At 40.7% G+C, this 12,038-nt stretch carries 11 protein-coding genes; all 11 read left to right on the top strand.

The annotated features are described in order from the left end of the window. Positions 1–12: 12 nt before the first annotated feature. The 11 genes from fmt to recG all read left to right on the top strand — a co-directional run bounded on the left by fmt (position 13) and on the right by recG (position 12,031). Positions 13–966, top strand: a complete 954-nt coding sequence (gene fmt, locus QOS06_RS02440; protein ID WP_078009324.1) for a methionyl-tRNA formyltransferase — start codon at positions 13–15, stop codon at positions 964–966. Beyond that, positions 956–2,305: a 16S rRNA (cytosine(967)-C(5))-methyltransferase RsmB gene (rsmB, locus tag QOS06_RS02435; protein WP_078009325.1), complete on the top strand. Its 1,350-nt coding sequence runs from the start codon at positions 956–958 to the stop codon at positions 2,303–2,305. Before fmt ends, rsmB begins: the two co-directional genes overlap by 11 nt. A gap of 7 nt (positions 2,306–2,312) precedes the next feature. Continuing rightward, positions 2,313–3,053, top strand: coding sequence for a Stp1/IreP family PP2C-type Ser/Thr phosphatase (locus QOS06_RS02430; protein WP_078009326.1), 741 nt, complete (start codon positions 2,313–2,315; stop codon positions 3,051–3,053). Between the two features lie 3 nt (positions 3,054–3,056). Further along, positions 3,057–4,961 (top strand): Stk1 family PASTA domain-containing Ser/Thr kinase, encoded by a 1,905-nt coding sequence (gene pknB / locus QOS06_RS02425; protein ID WP_098035183.1) that lies wholly within the window; start codon positions 3,057–3,059, stop codon positions 4,959–4,961. A 12-nt stretch (positions 4,962–4,973) separates the two neighbouring features. Then, complete coding sequence (gene rsgA / locus QOS06_RS02420) at positions 4,974–5,864, top strand: ribosome small subunit-dependent GTPase A (RefSeq protein ID WP_098046310.1); 891 nt, start codon at positions 4,974–4,976, stop codon at positions 5,862–5,864. 10 nt (positions 5,865–5,874) lie between these two features. Continuing rightward, positions 5,875–6,528, top strand: coding sequence for a ribulose-phosphate 3-epimerase (rpe, locus tag QOS06_RS02415; RefSeq protein WP_035153182.1), 654 nt, complete (start codon positions 5,875–5,877; stop codon positions 6,526–6,528). Between the two features lie 86 nt (positions 6,529–6,614). After that, positions 6,615–7,265 (top strand): thiamine diphosphokinase, encoded by a 651-nt coding sequence (locus QOS06_RS02410; protein ID WP_078009330.1) that lies wholly within the window; start codon positions 6,615–6,617, stop codon positions 7,263–7,265. 149 nt (positions 7,266–7,414) lie between these two features. Then, complete coding sequence (rpmB, locus tag QOS06_RS02405) at positions 7,415–7,600, top strand: 50S ribosomal protein L28 (RefSeq protein ID WP_003663833.1); 186 nt, start codon at positions 7,415–7,417, stop codon at positions 7,598–7,600. A gap of 194 nt (positions 7,601–7,794) precedes the next feature. Then, a complete protein-coding gene (locus QOS06_RS02400) occupies positions 7,795–8,157 on the top strand; it encodes an Asp23/Gls24 family envelope stress response protein (protein ID WP_003663831.1) in 363 nt (120 codons plus the stop codon). A gap of 25 nt (positions 8,158–8,182) precedes the next feature. Beyond that, positions 8,183–9,892 (top strand): DAK2 domain-containing protein, encoded by a 1,710-nt coding sequence (locus tag QOS06_RS02395; RefSeq protein ID WP_229412000.1) that lies wholly within the window; start codon positions 8,183–8,185, stop codon positions 9,890–9,892. Positions 9,893–9,958: 66 nt separating this feature from the next. Then, positions 9,959–12,031, top strand: a complete 2,073-nt coding sequence (gene recG / locus QOS06_RS02390; protein WP_267865366.1) for an ATP-dependent DNA helicase RecG — start codon at positions 9,959–9,961, stop codon at positions 12,029–12,031. Positions 12,032–12,038: the final 7 nt, after the last annotated feature.

The raw sequence follows: 12,038 nt of genomic DNA, 5'->3' as shown, positions 1-12,038 counted from the left end.
AGGATGTTATTAATGTCAACATCAGTCGTTTTTATGGGAACCCCCGAGTTTGCTGTTCCGATTTTACAAAGTTTAATTGATAATCCAGAATACGATATTCAAGCAGTTCTTACCCAGCCAGACCACCATATCGGCCGGAAACGTACTCTTCATCAATCGCCAGTTAAAGAATTAGCTGAACAATATAATATCGAAGTCTTACAGCCAGCTAAACTCAGCAAAAGTCCTGAAATGGAGAAAATTATTAGTTTACAGCCTGACTTAATGATTACTGCTGCCTATGGGCAATTCCTTCCAACAAAGTTATTGGCAGCTGCTAAGATTGCAGCAATCAATGTCCACGGTTCATTACTGCCAAAGTATCGTGGAGGGGCTCCAATTCAATATTCCATTATTAATGGTGACAAAGAAACCGGGGTCTCCATTATGTACATGGTTAAGAAAATGGATGCGGGAGATATTATTTCACAAAGGTCTATTCCGATTGAAGATACTGATGATAGTGGCACTATGTTTAAAAAGCTTAGTTTGCTAGGAAGAGACTTACTTTTAGAAACGTTGCCTAAGCTTATTAGCGGGGATGTTAATCCAGTTGCTCAAGATCCTGATAAAGTAGTCTTTTCTCCCAATATTACTAGTGAACAAGAACAGATTGATTTCCGCCTTCCAGCACGTTTAATTGATGCGAAGGTGCGGGGATTGCGGCCAGCTCCTCTTGGTAACATGATTATTGATGGATTACGGACAAAAATTTATGATGTGACCCCATTAGAAGAAAAAACAGCCCTTGAACCAGGAAAAGTAGTACGGGTTACAAAGCATCAATTAGTAATTGCTGCTGGAGATGGAACGACATACCAGATTAATAAGTTAAAGCCAGCAGGGAAAAAGGCGATGGATATTACTTCTTACCTTAATGGACATAAAGATATTACAGAGGGAGGCCAAGTTGTAAGTGAAGACTAAATTTCAACCGCAAAATGCGCGTGAATTAGCTTTAGTGGCGCTTGAAGGAGTTGTCGAAAATGGTGCATACTCAAACTTGCAGGTTGACCAGTTATTAAAAAGGTACCCGTTGGCAGATAAAGATCGCCGGTTGGCAACTAATATTATTTATGGTGTTTTGCAGCATAAACTTACCCTCGAATATTGGCTAAATGGGTTTGTGCAGGGAAAACGGCTTGATCCTTGGGTAAAGACGCTTCTCTTGTCTGCACTTTACCAGTATCATTATTTAGAACGAGTTCCGGATTGGGCGGTAACTGACGAAAGTATTGAAATAGCTAAACGTCGAGGAAATCCAGGTATTCGAAAGTTTGTCACTGGTGTTTTACATGCCATTTTGCGGAAAGGATTACCTGACCTGCGGCAAATTGATGAACGCGATTTGCGGTTAAGTATCGAAAATAGTGTCCCACGGTGGCTAGTCAACGAGCTGACTAGGGAATATGGCGAAGAAGATACTGAAAAAGTACTTCAATCAATTAATGAGCCGGCTCATCAGGTAATTAGAGTTAACATCGTCAAAACTGACCTTCCGACCGTCAAACAAACTTTAGATGCTGCTGGAATTGAATATCAAGAAAGTCAAGTTGCGCAAAATGCTTTAGTAATTACTAAAGGTGAAATTATCAGTTCCGATCTCTTCAAAAATGGCGAAATTACTATTCAAGACGAAAGTGCCATGTTAGCCGTGGAAAGCATGCATATTGAGCCAGGGGATAAAGTCCTGGACGCTTGTGCAGCTCCGGGTGGAAAGACTGTTCAAATAGCAGAAGCCCTCACTAATGAAGACGGCCACGTTGATGCACTTGATATTCACCAACATAAGGTTAGATTGATTGAAAAGAATGCTCGTCGACTGGGGGTTGAAAAGCGAGTTACTGCTCATACCCTTGACGCACGGGAAGTTGATCAACTTTTTGATGATGAAAGTTTTGACAAGGTCTTAGTTGACGCACCTTGTAGTGGAATTGGACTTTTACGCCGGAAGCCAGAAATTCGTTATACAAAAACGCTAAATGATAGCAAGCAATTATATAAGATTCAGTTAGCAATTTTAAATGCGGTTGCTGCAAAAGTTAAAAAAGGCGGTATAATCACATACAGCACGTGCACAATTTTACAGCAAGAAAATGATGATACTGTTCAAGCGTTTCTAGCTGAACATCCGGAGTTTGAGTTAGTAAAAACAACAACTGCACGAAAAGTTAAGGATAATCGTCACTCACCAACCTTAACTATATTACCGAGTGATTTTGATTCTGATGGCTTCTTCGTCAGTAGCCTTAAGAAGGGAATATAATAAATTAATGAAAGCTGCTTATCAAACAGATATCGGCCACCAACGAAAGCAAAACCAGGACCGGGTTGCTGTGTTTACTAACAAGCTAGGCAATCAATTAATGGTTATTGCTGATGGAATTGGTGGCAATCGTAGCGGAGATATCGCTGCAGAGCAAACAGTTGCGACTTTGGGGAGTCAGTTTAAAAAAAGGCCTCCGCAGACTTCGATGGAAGGGATCCGCTGGTTTGCTCGTGAAACCCAATTAATCAATAATAAAATCTTAGCGCAATCCAAACGTAATCTTCGCTTGCAGGGGATGGGAACAACAATGGTTGCCGCTATTGCATTTAAGGATGCGGTTGTGGTTGCTAACATTGGTGATAGTCGAGGATATATCCTTCATCAAAACCTATTAACGCAGATTACAGTAGACCATTCATTGGTTAATGAATTGGTAAAAACGGGAGATATATCAGAAGATGAAGCACTAAAGCTACCCCAGAGCAATATAATTACAAGGGCAATTGGAATCTCACAGGATGCACAAGTTGATGTAAACCGCTTTGAATTAAATGAAGGTGATCAACTGTTAATGTGTTCTGATGGCTTGTTTAAGACTGTTTCTAAGGAGCGGATTATCAAGGTGCTTGAATTGCCGAGACCGCTTGAAGAGAAATGTGCTCAACTTATAAAAATGGCAAATGATGCCGGCGGACCAGATAATATTACCGTTTTAATTGGGATTAATAGTAACCAGGAGGGATAGGAAATGAATCCTGGATATGAAATTGGTCACCGATATCGGATAATTCGGTCACTGGGTGAAGGTGGAATGGCTAATGTCTACTTGGCACATGATATGGTTCTTGATCGAGACGTTTCTGTTAAACTATTGCGTCTTGACTTACGGGACGATCCAAGTACTAAACGGCGATTTCACCGGGAGGCAATGGCCGCAACGCAATTAAATGATCCTCATATTGTTGGAATTTATGACGTTGATGAGGATCATGGCTTGCAATACATGGTAATGCAATATGTAAAGGGGACAGACCTTAAAGCATATATAAAAAAGCACTATCCGATTCCACTTCCACAAGTTATTGATATTATGGAACAGGTGCTTTCAGCAGTTGCGACCGCCCATGCTCATGGGATTATTCACCGGGACTTAAAACCACAAAATATCTTAATTGATGAAAATAAAAACGTTAAAATTACTGATTTTGGAATTGCGGTTGCTGTATCGCAAGACTCATTAACGCAGACTAATACCTTGATGGGGTCAGTTCACTACCTATCCCCGGAACAAGCGCGAGGAAGCATTGCTACTAAACAATCAGATATTTATTCACTAGGAATTATCTTGTTTGAACTTCTAACAGGAAAGGTTCCGTTTGAAGGAGAAACGGCTGTCTCAATTGCCTTGAAGCATTTCCGCGAAGAAATACCTTCTGTTCGTGAACAGAACAAAGAAATTCCTCAAGCACTCGAAAACGTAATCATTAAAGCGACAGCAAAGGAACCAGCTGAGCGGTATAGTTCAGTTGATGAAATGGCGGCTGATTTGAAAACCGTCCTTGATCCACAAAGAGCTAATGAGCCGCGGTTAAAGATCCAACAAGATGATAATGGAGAAACTAAGGTGTTAGATATTAAACACCTAAAAGCTGATGATTACCAACCAAAGAAGTCAACTGATTCACCAACCGTTGATCCATCAACTAAACCGCAAAAGTGGAAAAAATATGGGATTGTTAGTGGAACGCTTGGCATGATTGTGCTGATTGCAGTCTGTAGTTGGTGGTTCTTGATCCGTCAAGTAATCATCCCCGATGTAGAAGGAATGACAGTGCTAAAGGCAGAACAACGATTGCACCAGCAAAACTTACGGATTGGTAAGATTACTCGAGTAAATAGTCAGGCGGTTGATAAAAACCGAATTGTTTCAACTAATCCTGACGTCAGCCATAAGACCCGTGTTAGTACCCCAATTAATTTAACGGTTAGTACAGGAGTTAAGCAATTGCAAATGGCTGATTATGTTGGTGAGGACTATTCTTCAGTAGCCGCTAACCTTCGTCGCAAGGGATTTCAAGTTCATCAAGAACCAGTGTATTCGGATGATATCGATAAGGGACAGATTATCAGACAAAACCACAAAAAAGGTACGATTGTTAAGCCTGCTGCTAACACAATTATTTTTCGGGTAAGCGCAGGGAAAGAACCAATTAAGATTCCAAACTTTAAGAATCAAGATATTAGTGCTGTGCAACAGTTTGCAAATAAAAATAATTTGCAATTGACAACTCAAGAGAAAAAATCAAAAACAATCGCGACTAACCATGTGATTAATCAGACGCCGCGAGCCGGATCGACATTAAATCATGGTGATACGTTAACGGTTTCCATTGCTAATTCTGGTAATCAAACAAAGACGACGAATATTCAGATTAACATTCCATTCGATGGAAATGGTGGCCAGCGTGAAAACCGTGTACAGGTATATATCAGAGATGCCAACCATAATTTAACAATGGAGTATCAAGATATTACAATTAATCAGGAAACAACAATTAATGTGCCATTTACCCTTAAACAAGGACAAACAGGTGCATACCGTGTTGTTCGCAATGGACGAACGATTATGAGTGCAACAAATATTACTGGATAATGGAGGTGCAGTTTGAAAATAGGAATAATCCAACAATCATTAAGTGGCTTTTATGATGTAATTGCAGATGAAAAGATTTATCGGACAAGGGCGCGTGGAAACTTTCGTCAACGAAAGATCAAGCCAGTAGTTGGCGATCATGTTGAATTCAGTGCTGAAAATCAACAGGAAGGGTATTTATTAAAAATCTTGCCTCGTCGCAATCAGTTGGTGCGGCCACCTGTTGCTAATGTTGATATGGCAGTTGTCGTAACCTCAGCTAAAGAACCAGCATTTTCCGCTAACCTTTTAGATCGTCAATTGATTGCTTTAGAAGCCCAAGATGTTACTCCTTTAATTTATTTTTCAAAGACTGACTTACTGACAGATGATGAGTACCAACAACTTTTACCAACGATCGAGGGCTATCGTAAAATTGGCTACCATGTTTATGCGGCCCGTGAGCCCTTTAACCCTGATCAATTAGTAAGTTTGATGGAAGAATTAAAGGGAAATATTGTAACAATGATGGGGCAGACAGGAGCAGGGAAGTCAACCTTGCTTAATCATTTGGCTCCCCAATTAAAATTAGCGACTGGTGAAATTTCCCAAGCGCTTCAACGAGGACGGCATACAACAAGAAAAGTAAGTTTACTAGATGTTAACGGTGCTCTGATAGCCGATACCCCAGGTTTTTCATCGTACGAAACATTTGATATGACGGTAAATGATTTGCCGCATTTATTCCCTGAAATGGCTAAAATTTCAGCTGATTGTAAGTTTCGGGGTTGCCTTCACATAAAAGAACCACAATGTGCTGTGAAGGAAGCGGTAAACAATGGTATAATCATGAAGAGTCGGTATGATGATTATCTTCAGTTCCATGAATTGATTGCTAATCAAAAACCAAATTATAAGAAATGAGGGAATCAGGATGATTAAAGTTGCACCATCAATTTTAAGTGCAGATTATGTAAATTTACAAAAGGACATTGAAAAGGTAGAAAAGGCCGGTGCACCATACTTACACATTGATGTTATGGATGGCACCTTTGTTCCAAGTATTTCTTACGGACCAGGTTTTGTTAAGGCTATTCGTCCAATTACAAACATGGTATTGGATGTGCACTTGATGGTTGAAAGTCCAGAACATATTTTACCAATGTTCATTGATGCTGGCGCTGATATTATTGGTGTTCAAGTAGAAGCTACTCAACACATTCACCGTGCTCTTCAAATTATCAAAAACGGTGGCGTAAAAGCCGAAGTTGTTATTAACCCAGGTACACCAGTAGCGATGATTGAACCAGTATTACACATGGTTGACCAAGTCTTGGTAATGACTGTTAACCCTGGATTTGGTGGTCAAAAGTTCTTACCGGAAACCGTTGACAAGATTGCCCAATTAAACGCAATTAAAGAAGAAAAGGGCTATAATTTCGATATTGAAGTAGACGGTGGAGTTAACGATAAGACAGTTGTCGATTGCTACAAAGCCGGTGCTACAGTAGCAGTTGCAGGTTCATATGTCTTTAACGCTGAAGATCCTGCTGAACGAATCAAGGCTCTTGAAGATGCTACTAAGTAATTAGTCACATTAAGTAAAAAACAAAAATGGATCTTCTAGTTCGGATTTGTCTGAATATTGAAGATCCATTTTTTTAGGAGTAAAAAATGAGAGTAAATATACTAGTTGGCGGTCCGCTTGAAATGGTTCCAACCGAGTTGATTTTGCAACGTAAAGATGAAAAATGGATTGGGGTTGACCGGGGGGCTTTAAGATTATTAAGGTGGGGAATTAAGCCGGTTTTAGCAATTGGTGACTTTGATTCCGTTACCGGGGAGGAATTGCAAGGTTTAGAAGGTAAAATTACTCGTATAAAAACTTATCCTCCTGAAAAAGATTATACTGATACGCAATTGGGCGTGAAATTTGCAATCCAAGAACAGGCTGATGAAATTGAAATTTTTGGTGCAACGGGAGGACGCTTAGATCATTTATTAGCTAACCTCTTTCTTCCGTTGCAGAGTGAATTTAAACCATACTTAACCAAGATTAAGATTATTGACTGTCAAAATGTTGTCTCTTACTACTTGCCAGGGGATTACACTATTTCTCGCCTGCCGCATAAGAAGTACCTGGCCTTTGTCAATCTTACTCCTGTTCGAGGCCTTACGTTAAAAGACGAAAAATATCCACTGCAAAACTGGAGTAGTCAAATTCCATTTTCGTGGACAAGCAATGAATTTACAGCTGAAGAAAACCATTTTTCATTTGAAAGTGGAATTATTTCTGTAATTCAGTGTAGCGACCAATTAAAATAGGTTTTTGATGGAAAAATACCCTGTCAAGGAAAATTACTTGAAAGAAAACTATTGCATTGTTACGATGCCTATGGTAGATTAATTAGGTGAGTTACATCGCAGTTTTGCGTAAACGAAAAAATTATGAAGCAAAGAGGAGGGTATCACCAATGGCTAAAGATTTTATCAACGGTAAACGGACGCAATTTGGTAATAAGCGTTCTCACGCCCTTAACTCAAGTCGGCGTAGCTGGAAGCCTAACTTGCAAAAGGTAACCATTTTAGTTAATGGTAAGCCTAAGAAGGTATACGTTTCAGCACGTACACTGAAGTCAGGTAAAGTGACTCGGGTTTAATTAAAATGAAGCCGTCCAGTTTGGGCGGCTTATTTTTTACAATAATTGATTAACCCCATTGATCGACTGCAAAAATATCCATCAGTTACTTTTTTAGTGAAATATGCTATGGTATGATGGTATTGATTTAATTGTGAATTTTAGTATCATAGGATTCTAAAATCAATTGGTAATTTTATAAGGAGGCCATGACGATGGCAGTAAAAATCAAAACTAAGTCAGGTACAATTGACATTGATAATGATGTGATTTCATCAGTTGTTGGTGGGGCTGCTACTGATAACTACGGTGTTGTTGGAATGGCAAGCCGAAACCCCCTCCGTGATGGGGTTAACCAAATTCTTCGTCGTGAAAATTTTGCGCGCGGCGTTGTTGTTCGGCAGCAAGATAATGGTGTAGCTGTTGACGTAAATATTATTGTAGGCTATGGCACAAAGATCTCAGAAGTATCAAAAAGTGTCCAAGCAAAGGTAAAGTATAATCTTGAAACAATGCTCGGTATTACGGCAAATTCAGTTAATGTATGTGTCCAAGGTGTGCGGACACTAGAAGATTAAGCGAGCATTGGGGAGGAATTTCGAATTGGCTGTAACAAAAATTACAAACCTTGAATTCGGTAAAATGGTCCAGGCGGCCGCCGATAAACTTGGTAAGAACGCTGAATTTATTAATTCATTAAATGTTTTTCCAGTTCCAGATGGAGACACCGGGACAAACATGACTTCTTCAATGGCAAGCGGTGCCAAGTACGAACGCAACGAAACCAGTAAGAGGGTTGGCGACCTGAGTGCAGCGTTAGCAAAGGGCCTTTTGATGGGAGCACGCGGAAATTCTGGGGTTATTTTATCGCAGATTTTCCGTGGCTTTGCAAAGGCAACAGAAGGCATGGATGTTTTATCTACTGCTGACTTTGTTAATGCTTATGCTAATGGTGCAAAGACAGCTTACAAGGCTGTGATGAAGCCAACAGAAGGTACCATTTTAACTGTTGTTCGTGAATCAGCTCAAGCAGGCCTCAATAAGATTAAAGAGACTGATGATCTTGTTGAGATTATGCATACTATTTATGAAGCAGGTGAAGAAGCGCTTAAAAAGACGCCGGATTTATTGCCAGTCCTGAAAGAAGTTGGCGTGGTAGATTCTGGTGGGCAAGGACTCGTCTTTGTACTTCAAGCCTTTGATGAAGCCTTGAGTGGCCGCGTAGATAAAAGTGATGACTATAAACCTGACAATGCTGAAGTTGATGAGATGGTTCACGCCATGGATCACCAAAGCGTTCAAGGAAAGCTTAATCCTGAAGATATCAAGTATACTTACTGTACTCAAATGTTGGTACGACTTGGTAAGGGTAAACAAGTGACTCAAAAGTTTGACTATGATACTTTCTATAACTACTTAGCTGACTTAGGCGACAGTTTACTTGTTCTAAACGATGATCAAGTTGTGCGGGTCCATGTTCATACCGAGCATCCTGGTAAAATTTTATCTTGGGGTCAACAATTCGGTGATTTACAGACAATTGAAATTCATAACATGGTTTGGCAACAAGAAGAGATCATGGAAAAAGATGAAGAAGACGCTGACAGTGAGTCACCAATTGAGAAGGCAAAAGCAGCTGCAGAAGCTAAAAAGGACCTCCAGACAGCTGTTATTGCCGTCGCATCAGGAGAAGGAATAGCGAAATTATTAAAGAGCTTGGGTGTTACCCATATCATTACAGGTGGTCAAACAATGAATCCAAGCACTCAAGATATTCTTGATGCTATTAATAATAGTGGTGCCAAGCAAGCTATTGTTCTGCCAAATAACGGCAACATCTTTATGACTGCTGATCAAGCTGCTGAAGTCGCTGATATTCCAACAAAAATTGTCCACAGTAAGACGATTGCCCAAGCGATGAGTGCGTTGCTTGAGTACAACCCAGAAGCATCTTTGGACGAAAATCAAGCAAATATGGAAGCTAATACAAATACGGTTGCCAGTGGAGCGGTTACTAATGCTGTTCGTGATACAACAATTGATGGTCGTGAAATTAAGAAAGACGACTACATGGGAATTGTTGATGGTAAAATCGTCACTACTGATTTGGAGCTGAAAGAAGCCGCTATTAAGATGGTTAAAGCCATGCTTGACGAGGATAGTGAAATTGTAACGATCTTATATGGAGCTGGTGGTGATCAAAAAACTGCTGAAGAGATTAAAGCAGCAGTTGAAGAAGTAGATGATGAATTAGATATTCAGATTTACGATGGTGGTCAGCCAGTTTATCCATACCTGATTTCGGTTGAATAGCGGCACATTAAATTAATTCCTATAGGGGTGGGTTAATAAAGGACTACTTTTATTCCCACTCCTATTTTGGTTACTGGTTGTGTTAAAAAAGAGGTGAAAGATTTGCGGAGTTTAACGGATTCCGTCGCCAATTTAAAAGGAGTTGGTCCTAAGCGGGTAGCAGATCTAGCTACTCTGGGAGTAGATACTATTGAAGATTTGTTGACGTATTATCCCACTCGCTATAACGATTTTACGCCTACAGACATTGAAAGCGCCAAGGATAAGCAGAAAATTACTCTTCAAGGAGTAGTGGTGTCAGAACCGCTCTTGGTCCGCTATGGTTATCGGCGCAACCGGCTTACCTTTCGAATGCAGGTAGGTAATGAAGTGGTGATCGCAACTTTTTTTAATCAGCCCTATATTAAAAAGCAAATCGAACTAAATCAGCAAGTAACTGTAATGGGGAAATGGGATGCATCTCGCCGTCAAGTAACAGGAAACAAGCTTCTTAAGGAAAAAGCTGATGATCGAAATGAGTTTGGTGCGGTCTATGCGGTGAATAAGCATATCCGGCAAAATGTCCTCCAAAGTTTTATTCGTCAAGCTTACGAGGAATATGCCAATATCATTCCAACGTATTTGCCAGAAACGATTCGTCAACGATACCGGTTAATGGATCGGCGACAAATGATTAGGGAAATTCACTTTCCACAAACTCAGGCAACTGCAAAAGCCGCCCGCCGAACAGCAGCTTACGAAGAGTTTTTCCTGTTTCAGTTACGACTGCAAGCAATTCGCCGTGCCCACCGTCAAGAAGATGGCGAGCGGATTTTATACCATAATGACGAGTTAAAAGAATTTATTGGCGGACTCCCATTTGAATTAACTGATGCCCAAAAACGGGTTGTTAATGAAATTTGCCGTGATATGCGTCAACCATACCAGATGAATCGATTGTTACAGGGAGATGTTGGTTCTGGAAAAACAATTGTTGCTGCTATTGCCATTTATGCAGCTATTACTGCCGGTTATCAAGCAGCTTTAATGGCGCCGACAGAAATTCTGGCAGGACAACATGCTGAGAAATTAGCGAAAATTTTTGAAGGAACCCATGTCCAGGTTGCTCTTCTGACTGGTTCATTGACTGCTAAGCAACATCGGGAACTATTGACGGCGATGAAGCGGGGGGATGTCAACCTCATTGTCGGAACCCATGCGCTAATTCAAGATGGAGTTGAGTATGCTAATCTTGGTCTGGTAATTACTGATGAACAGCACCGTTTTGGGGTCAACCAGCGTCAGCAACTTCGTGAAAAAGGCGAACATCCTGATGTATTAGCCATGACAGCGACCCCTATCCCACGGACACTAGCGATTACTAATTATGGTGAAATGGATGTTTCGATAATTGACCAATTACCGGCTGGGCGAAAACCAATTCAAACAAAGTGGCTACAGTCTAACCAACATGCCGCAGCAATCCATTTCTTACGTGAACAATTAAAGCAAGGAGCACAGGCGTATGTTGTGAGTCCTTTGATTGAGGAATCAGCGGCTCTAGATGTACAAAACGCGACTGATCTTTATAATCAGCTATCGGCCGATCTTGAGCCAGCTTATAAAGTGGGCTTACTCCATGGACGAATGGGGACGGAAGAAAAAGATGAAGCGATGCGCCAGTTTAAATCTGGTGAGCTTCAAGTTTTAGTTGCAACCACGGTTATTGAAGTTGGTGTTGATAATCCTAATGCAACGGTAATAGTTATATATGATGCTGATCGTTTTGGGCTTGCACAGCTTCACCAATTACGTGGTCGGGTTGGTCGAGGCAGCCGGCAAAGCTATTGTCTCTTAATTGCCGATCCGAAAACTGATGAAGGAAAAGCCCGGATGAAAACGATGGTTGCTACCGATGATGGATTTAAGATAGCTGAACAAGACTTGAAACTACGGGGATCTGGAGATGTTTTAGGAAAAAAGCAATCGGGGATGCCAGAATTTAAAGTGGGTGATCCGGTTGCTGATTTGAAAATGCTGCAAATTGCCCGTGCTGATGCTGGGAACCTATTAGGGATGCCCAATTGGGATCAGGTCGATGAAAATCAGCCACTTGTTTTATATTTAAAGCGTCATGAACTGGAAACGCACTTTGACTAATATGAGG

Source organism: Limosilactobacillus sp. DJ3M12 (assembly GCF_947381695.1).
Classification (GTDB): Bacteria; Bacillota; Bacilli; order Lactobacillales; family Lactobacillaceae; genus Limosilactobacillus; species Limosilactobacillus kinnaridis.
The sequence above is the reverse complement of the archived record's forward strand: the minus strand, read 5'-3'. Positions and strand labels throughout refer to the sequence as shown.